The sequence below is a fragment of the Hallella mizrahii genome, assembly GCF_009695775.1.
In the GTDB taxonomy this organism is placed as follows: Bacteria; Bacteroidota; Bacteroidia; order Bacteroidales; family Bacteroidaceae; genus Prevotella; species Prevotella mizrahii.
In genome coordinates this window covers 14,126-30,404 of sequence record NZ_VUNG01000028.1, presented here as the reverse complement: position 1 = coordinate 30,404, position 16,279 = coordinate 14,126, and the positions used below count along the sequence as shown (strand labels likewise).

11 protein-coding genes and 1 pseudogene are annotated in these 16,279 nt (G+C 51.8%); 4 read left to right on the top strand and 8 right to left on the bottom strand.

Annotated elements, in window-relative coordinates:
- The first annotated feature begins 9 nt into the window (after nt 1-9).
- Both abc-f and FYJ73_RS10540 read left to right on the top strand, forming a co-directional pair.
- On the top strand, nt 10-1,803 hold the full coding sequence (gene abc-f / locus FYJ73_RS10545; protein ID WP_154534679.1) for a ribosomal protection-like ABC-F family protein: 1,794 nt from the start codon (nt 10-12) through the stop codon (nt 1,801-1,803).
- Between the two features lie 36 nt (nt 1,804-1,839).
- The gene (locus tag FYJ73_RS10540) at nt 1,840-3,897 is read left to right on the top strand and encodes a DUF5686 family protein (RefSeq protein WP_235899321.1); all 2,058 of its coding nucleotides are present in this window, start codon (nt 1,840-1,842) and stop codon (nt 3,895-3,897) included.
- 674 nt (nt 3,898-4,571) lie between these two features.
- Here the strand turns inward: FYJ73_RS10540 and FYJ73_RS10535 are convergent.
- The 4 genes and pseudogenes from FYJ73_RS10535 to FYJ73_RS10525 form a co-directional block, all read right to left on the bottom strand.
- Nucleotides 4,572-4,775, bottom strand: a pseudogene (locus tag FYJ73_RS10535) (MFS transporter); the annotation flags it as partial.
- On the bottom strand, nt 4,727-5,221 hold the full coding sequence (locus FYJ73_RS15730) for a hypothetical protein (RefSeq protein ID WP_206081762.1): 495 nt from the start codon (nt 5,219-5,221) through the stop codon (nt 4,727-4,729). The pseudogene FYJ73_RS10535 and the gene FYJ73_RS15730, both read right to left, overlap by 49 nt.
- Before the next feature lie 150 nt (nt 5,222-5,371).
- Complete coding sequence (locus FYJ73_RS10530) at nt 5,372-7,117, bottom strand: glycoside hydrolase family 43 protein (protein ID WP_154534678.1); 1,746 nt, start codon at nt 7,115-7,117, stop codon at nt 5,372-5,374.
- 421 nt (nt 7,118-7,538) lie between these two features.
- A complete protein-coding gene (locus tag FYJ73_RS10525; protein WP_154534677.1) occupies nt 7,539-8,657 on the bottom strand; it encodes a UDP-N-acetyl glucosamine 2-epimerase in 1,119 nt (372 codons plus the stop codon).
- A gap of 160 nt (nt 8,658-8,817) precedes the next feature.
- Between FYJ73_RS10525 and FYJ73_RS10520 the strand changes: the two genes are divergently transcribed.
- Nucleotides 8,818-9,165, top strand: coding sequence for a hypothetical protein (locus FYJ73_RS10520; RefSeq protein ID WP_154534676.1), 348 nt, complete (start codon nt 8,818-8,820; stop codon nt 9,163-9,165).
- A gap of 107 nt (nt 9,166-9,272) precedes the next feature.
- Complete coding sequence (locus tag FYJ73_RS10515; RefSeq protein ID WP_154534675.1) at nt 9,273-10,172, top strand: tRNA threonylcarbamoyladenosine dehydratase; 900 nt, start codon at nt 9,273-9,275, stop codon at nt 10,170-10,172.
- A gap of 101 nt (nt 10,173-10,273) precedes the next feature.
- Here the strand turns inward: FYJ73_RS10515 and FYJ73_RS10510 are convergent, their stop codons facing one another.
- The 4 genes from FYJ73_RS10510 to carB form a co-directional block, all read right to left on the bottom strand.
- Nucleotides 10,274-10,603 (bottom strand): hypothetical protein, encoded by a 330-nt coding sequence (locus tag FYJ73_RS10510; RefSeq protein WP_154534674.1) that lies wholly within the window; start codon nt 10,601-10,603, stop codon nt 10,274-10,276.
- Nucleotides 10,604-10,614: 11 nt separating this feature from the next.
- A complete protein-coding gene (locus tag FYJ73_RS10505; protein WP_154534673.1) occupies nt 10,615-12,537 on the bottom strand; it encodes a heavy metal translocating P-type ATPase in 1,923 nt (640 codons plus the stop codon).
- A gap of 21 nt (nt 12,538-12,558) precedes the next feature.
- Nucleotides 12,559-12,768: a heavy-metal-associated domain-containing protein gene (locus FYJ73_RS10500; protein WP_154534672.1), complete on the bottom strand. Its 210-nt coding sequence runs from the start codon at nt 12,766-12,768 to the stop codon at nt 12,559-12,561.
- Nucleotides 12,769-13,038: 270 nt separating this feature from the next.
- Nucleotides 13,039-16,260 carry a carbamoyl-phosphate synthase (glutamine-hydrolyzing) large subunit gene (gene carB / locus FYJ73_RS10495; RefSeq protein ID WP_154534671.1) on the bottom strand — a complete coding sequence of 1,074 codons (3,222 nt, stop codon included), beginning with the start codon at nt 16,258-16,260 and terminating at the stop codon, nt 13,039-13,041.
- Nucleotides 16,261-16,279: the final 19 nt, after the last annotated feature.

Sequence of the window (16,279 nt, the reverse complement as noted above, 5' to 3'; positions counted from 1 at the left end):
ACAAAAATCATGACACCTTATTTAGACGTACAAAATCTCACCAAATCCTTCGGCGCGCAGGTGCTGTTCCGCAATATCTGCTTCTCGGTAGGCGAAGGGCAGAAAGTAGGACTCATCGCCAAGAATGGCACCGGAAAGTCTACGCTCCTGGAGATTCTCGCAGGAAAAGAAGGCTATGACGAGGGACAGATCATCTATCGCAACGACATACGCATCGGATTCCTGGAGCAGACTCCTAAGTTCGACGCTGAGGAGAGCGTGCTCGACGCTTGCTTCAATCATGAGGGAAATCCCGACAAAATCCTCAGAGCCAAGCAAATCCTCACCCAGCTGCACATCACCGATCTCGACCAGCCCATGGGACAACTCAGCGGCGGACAGCAGAAGCGTGTGGCGCTTGCCAACGCCCTGCTCAACGAGCCCGACTTCCTCATCCTCGACGAGCCGACCAACCATCTCGACCTTGAGATGATCGTTTGGCTGGAGGGCTATCTGTCACGCTCCACGCTCACATTGCTGATGGTGACACACGACCGCTATTTCCTCGACCATGTCTGCCAAGTGATCCTGGAACTCGACAACGAGACGATTTATTCCTATCACGGCAATTATAGTTATTATTTAGAGAAGCGGCAGGAACGCATTGAAAATCAGACCGCTGAGATAGCACGAGCAAAAAATCTATATCGCACCGAACTGGAGTGGATGCGGCGTATGCCACAAGCCCGTGGCCACAAGGCGCGCTACCGCGAGGAGGCCTTCTACGACCTGCAGGCCAAAGCCCACCAGCGCATCGAGGAACGCCAGATGAGGCTCAAGGCCAGCAACGTATATATTGGCTCGAAAATCTTTGAGTGCCAATATGTCTCAAAAAAATTCACCGACTCGAAGGGCAACGAGAAGATCATCCTCGACAACTTCTACTATAACTTTGCCCGATTCGAGAAAATGGGCATTGTCGGCAACAACGGCACCGGCAAGTCTACCTTCATCAAGATGCTCTTGGGCATCGTGCCGCCGGATTCCGGAAAGTTCGACATTGGCGAGACGGTGCGCTTCGGCTATTTCTCCCAAGAGGGGCTGCAATTCAACAATGACGAGAAGGTCATCGATGTCATCACCGACATTGCCGACTACATCGATCTCGGCGGGGGACGACACATGACGGCCTCGCAGTTTCTCAACTATTTCATGTTCACACCGGAGCAGCAGCACAACTATGTCTACAAGCTCAGCGGTGGCGAACGCCGCAAGCTCTACCTCTGCACCGTACTCATGCGCAATCCCAACTTCCTGGTGCTCGACGAGCCTACCAACGACCTCGACATCCAGACCCTGCAGGTGCTGGAACAATATCTCGAAGACTTCCCAGGCTGTGTCATCGTGGTCAGCCACGATCGCTACTTCATGGACAAGGTCGTGGACCATCTGCTCATCTTCAAGGGAGAGGGCGTCGTCAAGGACTTCCCCGGCAACTACACGCAGTATCGCGAATGGAGCGCGCTGAAATCAAAAGAGGACAGCGAGAAAGAGAAGAGCAGGGCCGACAAAGCTCCCGCAAAGAAAGACTATCACCACGACACCCGACGCCGCATGAGCTACAAGGAAAAACGAGAGTTTGAGCAGCTCACCGCCGACATCGAGAAATTGGAAAACGAGCAGAAGCTGCTGGAGACGCAACTCTGCAGCGGACAGCTCTCCGTAGAGGAGCTCACAGAGAAAAGCAAACGCCTGCCTAAGCTTAAAGATGAACTTGATGAGAAGAGCATGAGATGGCTGGAACTGAGCGAATTGGATAACTAAGCATTTTTCGAACCGGAAAGAGAAAAGAAATCGGTTATGAACATTCATCGTGGCTGGCATCAGATTCTGATCCTTGCTTTCTTCGCTCTCATGGCACTGCCATTGAGGGCAAGAGAGCGCGCTGACACAGCACTGCTGCATCGGGTGTTTCACTATGCCGCCACGGTGGATACCACACACATGCAGGGCTACGCCACCTATGCTTACAACCGCTTCACGATAGACATCGACAAGAAAAACCCGCTGCTCATGCTGGTGCCATCGCTCTATGTCATCGCTCATGGACATAACCGCCACTATATCAGCGAGACTTTCTCAAACAACATCTACAAGCGCAGACGATCCGACACTCAAGTGCTCTTGCACACTACGACGATACCGCGCGGACGGCAGGCCTGGGACCGGGTGCTGAGCTATCTCTACCCCAACATCTACAACACGACCATCATCGAGAACTATCTCCTCTCGCCTTTCCATGCCGACAACCGCAAGTTCTATCGCTATCGGGTGGCCTTTCTCCTCAACGGCACCGCACGCATCACCTTTCGCCCACGCCGCGACAACACGCAACTGGTCAGCGGGGAGGCACTGGTCGACTACTACACTGGCCGCGTCCTCCGCTGCACGCTGAAAGGCGAATACGACATGATCGACTTCACGCTCAACATCACACCCGGCGATAAGGGCTTCACCACCCTGTTGCCACAGCAATGTGAGGCTGAGACCCGGTTCGGCCTGCTCGGCAACAAACTCAGGGCGCAAGCGCTGGCCTGCTATCACCGACCGAAGCCTCCCGTGGACTCCTTCCCCAAGCGCGATGACTATGAGCTCATGTCGTCCTTGCGACCCGACACGCTCTCACCCAAAGAGCTGCAGCTCTATACCCAGATGTTCACCGAGAAATACAAAAGAGATTCCGTGGAGCTCACAAAGGTCAATATGCCCAAGAAACACGACTTTGTCAAGGATGTGCTGTGGGATGTCATCGGCAACAACGCCCTCAACCGCTTCAAGTCAAACTTTGGCGTCAACAACCAAGGCTATATCCGACTCAACCCTGTGCTCAATCCTCTTTATATGAGCTACGACCACAACCGCGGCATCACCTATAAGATTGATCTCCGTGGCAACTACCAGTTCTCTGATCAGAAGGAAATCACATTGAGATTCCGAGGCGGTTACGCCTTCAAGCAGCACCGGTTTTATTGGCGCGTGCCACTCTACTACTATTTCCATAAACGCAAAAATGCTTACTTGAAATTAGAAGTAGGAAACGGCAACAACATCCATAGCGACAAGGTGCGGAATGACATCCAAAAAGAATTGCCCGACACCAGCCAACTCTCCACGATTCTCGACCGCCTCCATGAATTCCGGCAAGCCGACGGACGACTGGTGCTCAACTACGACGCCAACAGCATTTTCGGCATACAGCTGGGATTACTCTTTCAGCAGAGAACCGCTGTCAACAAACTGGAATTCCGACGGTTTGGATGGACGGACACCTACCGATCCTTCGCCCCTGCCGTGCAACTGCAATACCGGCCCGGCGGATGGGACGGACCCATCTTCACCATTGACTATGACCGGTCTTTCAAAGGCATTCTACGCTCCAACACGGCCTATGAGCGTTGGGAGATGAACGGAGAATACATCTACCGGTTCAACCGACTGCAGTCGCTGCAAGCCCATGGCGGACTTGGCTTCTACTCTTCCAAGGGAAAGAGAGCTTATTTCCTCAGCTATGAAAACTTTAGGGAAAACAATATCCCCGGCGGATGGAATGACGACTGGAGCGGACAGTTCGAGTTGTTGCGCTCCTCCACCTATGAGAGTTCCGACTATTATCTCCGCATGAACCTCACCTACGAGTCCCCGCTGCTCTTTCTCTCATGGGTGCCATGGGCTGGCCACTACATCGAGATGGAGCGCTTCTACGTCTCGGCACTCGACGCCCATCATGTCCATCCCTACATCGAGGTGGGCTACGGCTTCACGACTCGAGTGTTTTCCGTGGGACTCTTCACCAGCAACGGACGGGGCAACCGCGTCTTTGGCTGCAAGTTCGGTTTCGAGCTGTTCAGAAAGTGGTAAAAAAAAAGCCTCATCACCCAACAGCCTCACGCCAACAGCCTCACCCCCGCCCCCTCTCCAAGGAGAGGGGAGTAATATGCTTCAAGACACCACAGCATCCGCTACACTGCTACACCGCTACACCGCTACATTTATAGCTATAGCATGTCGGAATAAGCGGATTTGTAAAATAAGAAGATAAAACAAACAAATAATATAAAATACTAATATTTAATATATTAAATAATAATATAATATATAGTATATTTTTACTCTATAGTCTCATTTTCTGTGTTTTCCTCGTCGCATGTCTGTATCGGCCTTATGTAGCGGTGTAGCGGTGTAGCAGTGTAGCGGTGTAGTGCATGAGAGGAGCAATGAACAGTGAGCAATGAGCAGTGAGCACGTCTGTCCTGCCAAACAATATGTTTGCTTCGAGCGAATAATAATCACGCCCCTCGCAAACCATAAATTCAGCAAAATGAGGGTTAGGGCTTGTTGTTAACAGATTTTAACCACAATAGAAGCCACGAATTTGGAAACGGAGAGATTGTGTAGTAACTTTGTAATTAAGGAAAAGGGGTAAAGAGGTAAAAGCGTAAAAGACTGAAAAAATCATCTATGAAACCGCATTTGCGCTCCTCACTGGTGCCACAAATGCGGTTTTCTATCTCGAAGAAAAACGGGGCCGTCTGTTAACGTCTGCTTCTGTTTCTCCACAAGTTCGACATATCCTCCAGTGTCTTGCCCTTTGTCTCCGGCACGAGTTTCCACACGAAGAGCGCAGCGACGACGCAGATGATGCCATATAAGCCGTAGGTGAACCAATGCCCGAAGTTGTCGCCCCTCGTCAGGTGCATGTTAAACATTGGAACGAAAGATGACGAGACGATGAAGTTGAGACAGTCTTGTCGGTTGTGAACGAGGCGACGTTGGAAAGCCATATATTTGCTTCATGCGAGGGATCAAGTGTCAACGACACCGAATCGAATTTCTCTGTGCCCTCCACTCCCGTGGCGTTGGCAACGATAAACGCGCGAATGTTCTCGCCAAGGGGTAGCCCTATGGCAAACTGTCCATCACCAATATTGATGGTGGTATCCTTGACGAGAGAGTCACACTTGTTTTGACGAATGTAAGCAAAGAAGCGTACTTCATTGATACCGGCCTGAGTGAAAGAGTCAACAGATTCGCGTGTCAGCGACATCGTGACAGAACTTTGGGACTGTGGGATGACTGGAGCTGAAGAAGACAGCCCTTCATCACTGCAACCGACGACAAACAGACATGCCGCTAAGAGTGCAAGAATCGACTTAATAAAAATCGAATGTCTAAAATGAATCATATTTATTTAGGTTTTTATTATTTGCTTGCAAAATTAGGGGGGTAAAGATTGTCCAAGAGTGGAAAATTTGGTGGAATAGTCGTAAGAATGGCATTTTACGTGCCAAAAAGAACGATTACCGGTGAGGTACGTTCTTTTCAGCACATCCGATTATTTGGTGAATCTTATCCAATCGATGTCGAGAAACGGTGCGTCGTTTTTCTTTTCCGGACGCATACAATAAAAGCCTGTCTTCGCTCCAATCCACTTTCCCTCTACGATGTCAAAGGGCTGACCAAGTTCCGTGTACTTCTTCCCGTCTGTGCTGTAGGCGAACTGAGCATGTGCCTTGATGCTATTGCCGACTCCGGTGCTCCATACTTTTGCGCGTACATATATATAAGGTGTAGCTGCCCGTGGCTGCGGTATGTCATCGACAGCATATTTCTGAGTGTAGGGGCGCGACATAGGCACCAATGCAACAGGCTTCTCTTCCTCCGTCTCTTCTACTTTGCCTTTCTGTGCGCCTTTGCAGACTACGTAACGAAGGACACAGCCTTCCGGTGTGCTCACAAGTTTTATTGCCGCATAGTCCTGCCCCATGATGACGAAACCACCCTCCTCTCCTCTTGGCTTGAAGTCGGGATTGGGTATAAACCTCATACGGGCCACTACGGTGAAGTTCTCTGCCGGCAACTTTTGCAGCAGCATATTTTGCAGATCGCTGATATTATGGAAATCTTCCGGCTGCTGCGGGCCATAGAGGCGCAAACGCGAGTTGCGGGCATCGCAATAATACCAGTAGTGGCTCCATGGTCCCTCAAACTGCCACTGCAATCCCAAATCGTTACTGTCAAACTCATCATCCTCTGCCGGTTGTAAGACTTTATCTTTAGAAAGTGCAGAGACTTTGGGCTTCCTCCATGTTGCTACTGCATCACCACAGCCGTCTCCGTCCTTGTCGTCACCGATGACGAGCCAGCCGCCCTTCCATTGAGCGGGCTGCAGGTGCACGACACGTCCATAAGCATGCTTGTCTTGGAAATGGATAAACCAGTCCTCACCACATGGAGTATCTACCCATGCTCCCTGATGTGGACCGTTGACCTTGCTCTTGCCTTGCGCCAGCGTGACACGCTCCTCGTAGGGTCCGTAGGGCGACTTGCTTCTGAGTTCCACCTGCCAACCGTATTTCACACCACCGGCCGGAGAGAAAATGTAGTAATAGCCACCATGCTTGTAAAACTTTGTACCCTCTATCGTCGGTTGGTTCTCATGTCCATCGTAGACAATGCGCGACGGCCCTATCACATGGGTGCCGTCTGCCGACAAAGGTGCAACGAAAAGCACGCTCTTCACTCCTGCCCGTGAACCGGCGCAACCATGAGAGAGATAAGCGCGTCCGTCATCATCCCAAAGTGGACAGCAGTCGATCAGTCCCTTGCCTTCCTTGACAAGCAGCGGCTCAGACCATTCGCCACGCGGATCCTGGGTTTTAACCATGAATATACCTTGGTCAGGATCACCCCAATAGATATAATACCAACCATCGTGGTAACGGATCGACGGTGCCCACACATAATTGCCATGCTGTATCTTGTTGTGATAATCCAGATCTGTCCCACGGTATTGTGGCAGCACTGGGTAATGGTCTTTCAATGCCGCACCAACGATAGTCCAGTTGACCAAATCGGTAGAATGGAGTATCTGAAGGCCCGGGAAGCAAGCAAACGACGATGATGTCATATAGTAATCATCGCCATGGCGGCACACGTCTGGATCGCTATAGTCGGCATTGATGATCGGATTTTGATAATGTCCTCCGGAGAGATTGGGATTCCATGTCTTCGACGGGGCTTGCGCCATCATGAACAATGGCATCGCCAGCAGCGATAAGATCAGCTTGAATTGTTGCATATTTAGTTATTGGTTTTGATTAATCTCTTTTGCTAAAGGAATTCTTGTTGCAAAGTTAGCAAAACATCTCGGTTAGTAAGGTGGAAAAAATATCGTATAAAGGCTGATAGACGTTCATAACTATCAACAAAATAAGATTTTTAGTAAACTTCTAAATGTCGGCATGTTTGAGTTGGTGAAGGAACGTTTCTCTAAATATGCCGAATTCGATACAGTAAAATAGTCGTTTCGCAAAAGAGATAGAGCCTCACCCCCTATCCCCTCTCCAAAGGAGAGGGGCGTGATATGCTTCAAGACACCGATGGAGAACCGATGATGGAGAAGTTAAAGAACCCGCAGAGCATTCTACTCCCCTCTCCTTCGGAGAGGGGCTGGGGGTGAGGCTCTATCTCATTCGGGTCGGGGTGAGGCTGCAAGGTTGTTACTCATTCATCAGCACCTCCACGATGCGCTCCGCCGTGCGTCCGTCCCATCTGTCGGGGATGCCGGATTGCTTCCACTGTCCGCTGGCCATCTTGCCGACAGCCTCTTCGAGCTTCTCAGCATCTTCGCCGACCAGCACATTGGTGCCGATCTTCACCGTCTCGATATGCTCGGTATAGCTGTTGAGCGTGATGCACGGCACCTGGTTGAAGGTAGCCTCCTCAGCCACATTGCCGCTGTCTGTGATGATACCGCTGGCATGACGCGTCAGACGTGCGAAAGCCAGATAGCCCAACGGGGTGACGATATGGAAATTCTTCAGGTCGGGACGCTCTCTCAGTCCCAGCCCCGTGATCGTCTCCTCGGCCAGTCCTCTCAGCGGGGCGATGATCGTCGTGTCACCGGCTGCCCGGGCCAGTGCCATGATCATATTTTTCAGATTGTCCTTGTCAGCCAGCAGCGCCTTGCGGTTGATCGTGAAGACCAGATAAGGCTTCAGCCTGCCATCTTCTGCCGTGATCACACGAGCCACCTCGTCGGGCAGCGTAGCCTGCTCGATGCGTGTGTGGCAATAGCGCAGGTTGTCCATGAGGATGTTGCCCACCATATACACTTTTGAGAGCTCCGCCCCCTCGCGGTTTGCTATCGAGTTGTTGCTGATGCCGGCGGTGAAGAGAATGTCGCTCAGTCCGTCGATGACAAGCCGGTTGATCTCCTTCGGCATGTTGATGTCGAAACTGCGCGTGCCGGCAGCGATGTGCGCCAGCCTGATGCCCTGCTTCTTGGTGACGATAGACGCCGCCATCGTCGAGGCAAGGTCATCGACAACGACAACCACATCGGTAGGATGATCCTGAAGATAAACCTCAAACTTAGACATCACCTGCCCCGTGAGCTCGTTGAGATTGACACAATCCACGCCTAAGAAGACATCGGGACGTCTGATGCCCAAATCGCTGAAAAGACTGTCCTCCAGCGTCGGGTCGTTGGCAATGCCGGCATAGACAATCTGACTCTCCACCGGTTTGCCCTCCCGACGCAGGTTCTCAATCTGACGAATCACTGGCGCCACCTTCATGAAGTTGGGACGGGCGCCGCAAAAAACACATATATTCATAGTATCGCTGTTTTTCTAATTTATTGATGCAAACTTACATAAAAATTGCAAAACTTCAAAATTTCTTCCATTGATTTTACGAAAAAGATAAGAGATGCCGCAAAACTATTGCTACTTTCAGAGATTTCATGTACTTTTGCAGACATCAATCATCAACGCCATGGAAGCTAAACACAACAGCGACAATTTCGAAGCATACTGGGCTGAGCACAAAAGTGAGCTCATCGCCCGCGCACCGCAACATCTGCGCCAGGAGAGAGAAGACGCCTTGAAGATGAATACCGCGGGCGACTGGCTGCTGGCCATCGTGCCCATCATCGTGATGGTGGCATTTCTCAGCGCAGGACTCATTCGCAGCGAGATCCTCAACTTTGCCGCCGCAGCCTTGATAGGTTTTGCCATATATGTGTTGACGATGCTCGTCAAGCCCTATGTCACAGGCAAACGCAGCCTTGTAGACATCGACAACGACATCAAAGCGTATTTCCGTCAACAGCCAAGAACTTAGCGGGGGCTTGGTCGTTTCCCGATTTTTTTGTACCTTTGCAGCCCGGACACATTATATTTATAACACATTATTATTTAACAATAATAGGTATTAGAAGGAATACAAAGATGCAAAATCAGTTTTCCCGTACACAGTTGCTTCTTGGCAAGCCCGCCATCGACACGCTCAGCGGCTCGCGTGTAGCCGTCTTCGGCATCGGTGGCGTCGGAGGATATGTGGTGGAAGTGCTGGCGCGCAGCGGTGTCGGCGAGATAGACCTCTTTGACGACGACCGCGTCTGCCTCACCAATGTCAACCGGCAGATCTATGCGCTCATCTCCACCGTCGGTCAGCACAAGGTCGACGTTGCCGAGGCACGTATCCATGACATCAACCGCCGTTGCATCGTGCATAAGCATCAGATGTTTTACATGCCCGCCAATGCCGACGAAATCGACCTCAGCCAGTATGACTATGTCGTGGACTGCGTAGACACGGTGACCGCAAAACTTGAGCTCATCAAGCGCTGCTACGCCCTCCACATCCCCATCATCTCGTGCATGGGAGCCGCCAACAAGCTCGATGCCACCGCCTTCCGGGTGGCTGACATCAACAAGACCAAGATGGATCCGTTGGCAAAAGTCATACGCAAAAAGCTGCGCCGCCTGCATATCCCTCATCTCAAGGTGGTCTACAGCGACGAGGAGCCGCTCAAGCAGATCGAAGATGACACCATCTCCTGCCGCTTCCACTGCATCTGTCCCAACAAGGATATGCGCAAATGTACTGAGCGCCGCGACATTCCCGCCAGCGACGCTTTTGTTCCCGCAGCAGCAGGGCTCATCGTCGGCGGCGAGGTGGTGAAGGATCTGATCAATGCCGCGGGCACCATGCGCATCACTCCAGAAGAAGCTCCTACCAACCCCAACGCCATTGCAGCGGCAGAGAAGGCACAGCAGCATCTTAAAAAATACAATGCGCTGAAAAAAGCAGCAGCCTCACCCCCTACCCCTCTCCAAAGGAGATAGAGCCTCACCCCCTACCCCTCTCCAAAGGAGAGGGGAGTAATATGTCTCAAGACACCCTCTCGACAAGCCAATTCAATGCAAGTCAACACCCGCAGAGCATTCTACTCCCCTCTCCTTTGGAGAGGGGTTGGGGGTGAGGCTGCTGGGGGTGAGGCTGCCTGGGGTGAGGCTTTCTCATGGGTACTTTCCCCATTGACGTATTGATGTTGGTTGACACGCTGATATTTCTCAGCCTCAGCAACGAGCTGGTCAAAGCGAGTCTTTCTATCGGCTTTCAGCACTCCTTTGTTGACCAGCTTGCGGTTGTGCTTGGCCCAGTTGACCAAGTCGCGCTCTTCAGGCTGATATTTCGATGGCCGTCGTTTGTTGTTGTGCAGAAAGTCCATATACTTCTGCCACATCATGATCCACCTCTGGTCTTGCGTCATCATATTTCTTTCGTTTATCTAATAACAAACTTCAATCTAAGACTGTTGAGAACCACGCTAAGGCTCGAGAAAGCCATCAATGCGGAGGCCCACATCGGCGTGATCTGAAAGTCGATGCCAAACAAGCGTAGGGCTCCGGCCGCCAAGGGAATGCAGACAATGTTGTAGATGAATGCCCAGAAGAGGTTTTCCCAAATCATTTTCACCGTCTGACGGCTAAGCTCTATGGCGTTTGGAATGGCGCGAAGGTCATCGCCCATGAGCGTCACCTGCGCCACATCCATGGCCACATCGGTGCCGCGCCCCATGGCGATGCTCACGTCGGCGAGTGCCAAAGCTTGCGTGTCGTTGATGCCATCGCCGATCATAGCCACCGTTTTTCCCTCATTTTGCAGTTTGCGCACCATCTCCTCTTTGTCCGTAGGCAGCACCTTACTCTTGTAGTGCTTGATGCCAGCTTTCTGAGCCCAATAGTGGGCGGCCTCATCCTTGTCGCCACTCATCATCCACACTTCGATGCCCCATTTCTGGAGTTGGTTCATCGCCTCAGCGGCATGTGGCTTGAGCTGCTCGCGCTCCTCCAAAGGCAGATCGTCGGACTTGGTGAAATCGACATTCTGATTGGGAATCGTCAGTGTGCCGGTCTTGTCAGTGACCAACGCGTCTACTTTGCGCAGCCGCTCCAGGGCTGTGGCGTCCTTGATGAGCACCTTGTCCTGCGCTGCCCTTCCAATCCCAACCATCAACGCTGTAGGAGTTGCCAAGCCCATTGCACACGGGCAGGCGACGACGAGCACGGCGACGGCAGAGAGGATGGCTTGCGGCATCATCGCCGTGCCGCCGATGAGCAGCCACAACGCGAAGGTGAGCACAGAGATGCCGCCCACCACGGGCACAAAGACCAAAGCAGCCTTGTCGACAATGCGCTGAACCGGCGCCTTTGACGCCTGCGCCTGCTGCACCATTTGGATGATATGCGCCAAGGCAGTGTTTTCCCCTACTTCACGGGCTCGCATACGGAACTTACCTTGGCTGGGAATAGTGCCGGCAAGCACCTTGCTGCCCTTCTTCTTCTCGGCGGGTGTCGGTTCACCCGTGATCATACTCTCATCGACATAAGCAGCGTCAGCCGTCATAAAGCTTTCGGCACTGATCACCTCACCGTCGACAGGCACCTTCTCCCCCGGTCGCACTTCGAGCACATCTCCTTTCTCTATAGTAGAGACTGGCACCTCCCTGACCTGTCCATCCTCAACGATATGAGCCGTCTTGGGAGCCATGCCCATGAGCTGACGGATGCTGGAGGCTGTTCCGTCTTTTGCTTTTTCCTCTAAGAGGCGTCCGGTGAGCACAAAGGTGATGATCATGATCGAGGCATCGAAATAGGTATGCCACCCGATGCCCTTGCTGCCCCAGGTCTGCTCGCCCCAAAAAGTATTAAAGACAGAGAACAGAAAGGTGATGGCGGTGGAGAGACACACCAGCGTGTCCATGTTGGCGGTGGCATGGAGCAGCTGACGCCAGGCTGCGCGGTAGAAGGCCCACCCGCAGACAATGATATTGGCTAAAGCCAGAAGCAGCTCCACTTGATTGGTCAGCGAGGTATCGCCCACGCGCAGCCAATGCATGGAGAGCGACATACACAAAGCGGCAAAGAGCCAGCTCAGGACTGTCTTGCGCTTCAGCAATGTATAGGCTCGCCGCTCTATCTCCACCGCACTGCGGTCAGACTCAATGACGAGGTCGTAGCCGATGCCGTTGATGGCCCGCTTCATGTCCTCAAGAGAGATCTTGGCAGGATCGTATTCGACGAGCGCACTTCTGCCCGGAAGAGAGACCGAAGCCTGCTGAACGCCATCGAGACTGTTGAGCTTGCGCTCGACATTGGCGGAGCAACTGGCGCAGGCCATGCCAATGACAGGGATTGTCTTCTTCATAAACGCGATGCCCCCCTCTCATTAGTCGGTCAGCTCATAGCGGCCGGTAGCATCCACGGCAGCCTTGAGATCAGCCTCACTGGCCTGCTGCCCGTCAAATTCTACGGTGACAGTCTTGTCGTCGAGTTGAGCCTCAGCACAGACGACACCTTTCACTGCCTTCAATGCGTTTTCAACATTGGCAGCGCAGTGGCTGCACTTCATACCGGATACACTAAATGTCTTCTTCATGGTCGTTTTGTATTTTTTTTAATTGTTATGCCTCTGTTGCAGAGCATGGTCATCTGCCAAGCTCTTGTTGACGAGTGCAAAATTACGAAAGATTGAGCGATAAGCCGTTACGATATTATAGAGAAAAGTTATGAAATGCATCCCCAAACAGCTGCAGAGCAAAAAAAATCCCCATCAGCTTCTCGCGAAAGAAAAGCTGATGGAGAAATGAAAGCCTATTGCCATACCTCCTTTTTAGGAGCGTAAAACAAGATACTTGCGAATTGATGATCAATATTCACCCCATGCCTTAATATCGATGTCTTCAGGTTTCAACGTGCAGAAAGCATTGATGAAGGCAGAAGCAAGACGGCTGTTAGTGATCAATGGTACATTGAGGTCGATGGCGGCACGCCGGATCTTGTAGCCATTGGTCAACTCGCGCGAGGTGAGATCCTTCGGAATGTTCACCACCATATCGATCTTCTTCTCATGTAAGAGTTCGAGAGCCTGGGGGTGCCCCTTCTCCGACGGCCAGTAAACCAGCGTATTGGCCACACCGTTCTCTGTGAGATAGCGCGATGTGCCGCCAGTAGCATAAAGCTGATAGCCATGGGCCAAGAGTTGTTTGGCGGCATCGAGCATCTCAGCCTTCTGCTTGGCACCACCGGTAGAGAGCAAGACGGTATGCTCAGGAATGCGCTGACCCACGGAAAGCATACTCTTGAGCAGAGCCTGATTGGTGTCGTCGCCCAAGCAGCCAACCTCTCCGGTAGAACTCATATCCACACCGAGCACAGGGTCTGCTTTCTGCAAACGGTTGAACGAGAATTGGCTGGCCTTGATACCAACGTAGTCGAGGTCGAAGAGATTCTTATTGGGCTTCTCCACCGGCTCACCGAGCATCACCCTGGTAGCCAGATCGATGAAGTTGATCTTAAGCACCTTGCTCACAAAGGGGAAGGAGCGGCTGGCGCGGAGGTTACACTCGATAACCATGATGTCGTTTTCACGGGCCATGAACTGAATGTTGAACGGACCGGAGATGTGCAGCTCCTGCGCAATCTTACGGCTGACACGCTTGATACGTCGCACCGTTTCGACATAGAGTTTCTGCGGAGGCAACTGCAAAGTGGCATCACCAGAGTGGACACCGGCAAACTCAATGTGCTCACTAATGGCATAAGCCATGACCTCTCCCTGCTTGGCCACGCCATCGAAGTCTATTTCCTTGGCATGCTCTATAAACTTGCTGACGACCACGGGATGATCCTCACTGACGTTAGCTGCCAGCTTCAGGAAGCGCTCGAGTTCTTCGCGATTGGAACACACATTCATGGCCGCTCCGGAAAGCACATAGCTCGGACGGACAAGAACCGGGAAGCCGACACGGTCAACAAACTTATCAATGTCGTCCATCGACGTCAGCGCGCTCCACTCCGGCTGGTTGATACCATTGCGGGAGAGCATCTCAGAGAACTTCGCACGATCCTCAGCGTTGTCAATGTCTTTGGCTGCCGTACCAAGGATATTGACATTCTCAGCATCGAGATACATGGCCAGGTTGTTAGGAATCTGGCCACCCGTGGAGACGATGACGCCATAAGGATTCTCCATATCAATGATATCCATGACGCGCTCAAAGGTCAACTCATCGAAATAAAGGCGGTCACACATATCATAGTCTGTGGATACTGTTTCCGGATTATAGTTGATCATAATACTGCGATAACCGCTCTTGCGAATGGTGTTCAGAGCTTGCACACCACACCAGTCGAACTCCACAGAGCTTCCAATGCGGTAAGCACCTGAACCCAGAACGATCACCGAACGCCTGTCGTTGGAGAAGCTGATGTCGCTGGCCACACCATCGTAGGTCACATAGAGATAGTTGGTCTGAGCCGGATACTCAGCAGCCAAGGTATCGATCTGCTTGACAACCGGCAGAATGTCGTAGCTCTTGCGCAGGCGACGCACCACGAGCAAAGCCTTGTGCATATTGCCAAGTTCCCGCTCCAATCCTACTGCACGGGCAATCTGGAAATCGGTAAAACCATAGACCTTTGCCTCACGAAGCAATTCACGGTCGAGCGTATTGATATTGCAACGCTTCAAACGCTCATCGATATCGATGATGTGTTTCAGTTTATAGAGAAACCACTTGTCAATCTTTGTCAAGTCATGGATCTGATCGATAGTGTAGCCCTTATGCATGGCTTTGGATATAACGAAGACACGCTTGTCGGTAGGTTCACGAAGTGCCTCATCGATATCATCGATTTTCAACTCTTTATTCTCAACATAGCCATGCATGCCCTGACCGATCATGCGCAAGCCTTTCTGAATAGCTTCCTCGAAGTTACGGCCAATCGCCATCACCTCACCGACGCTCTTCATGCTGGAGCCCAGCTCACGGTCAACACCACGGAACTTTGACAAGTCCCAACGCGGAATCTTGCAGACCACATAATCCAAAGCCGGCTCGAAGAATGCGCTTGTCGTCTTGGTAACGGAGTTCTTCAACTCGAAAAGACCATAGCCCATACCAAGTTTTGCAGCCACAAAAGCCAAAGGATAGCCGGTAGCCTTGGATGCCAGGGCAGAAGAACGGCTCAGACGAGCGTTGACCTCAATGACACGATAGTCCTCGGAATTGGGATCGAAAGCATACTGCACATTGCACTCACCTACGATACCTACATGGCGCACGATCTTGATGCTCAGTGCACGAAGCTTATGATATTCTGAGTTAGAAAGCGTCTGCGATGGTGCGATAACGATCGACTCACCCGTGTGAATGCCCAATGGATCGAAATTTTCCATGTTACACACCGTGATGCAATTGTCATATCTATCACGTACCACCTCATACTCGATTTCTTTCCAACCTTTCAAACTCTTCTCTACAAGCACCTGAGGCGAGAACGAGAAAGCCTTCTCACAGATGCGGCGCAGCTCATCGTCGTTGTCGGCAAAGCCGGAACCCAGTCCGCCCAAGGCGTAAGCAGCACGCACAATGACCGGATATCCCAAATCGGAAGCAGCCTTCAAAGCTTGGTCCATGGTTTCGCAGGCCTCACTCTTAATCGTCTTGACGTTGATCTGATCGAGTTTCTCCACAAAGCGCTCACGGTCCTCCGTGTCCATGATAGCCTGAACAGGTGTACCCAAAACCTTCACACCATATTTCTCCAGTACGCCACTCTCATAGAGCTTCACACCACAGTTCAATGCTGTCTGTCCGCCAAAGCTCAAGAGAATGCCATCGGGGCGCTCCTTCTTGATGACCCGCTCCACGAAATAAGGCTGAACCGGCAGGAAATAAATTTGGTCGGCAACGCCCTCGGAAGTCTGCACGGTGGCAATGTTTGGATTGATCAGCACCGTAGAGATGCCCTCTTCGCGAAGAGCTTTCAGAGCCTGGGAACCGGAATAGTCAAACTCACCGGCCTCTCCAATCTTCAATGCTCCCGAGCCGAGCAAGAGCACTTTCTTTATACTTGAATCACGCATAGCGTTTGCAATTTAGAAT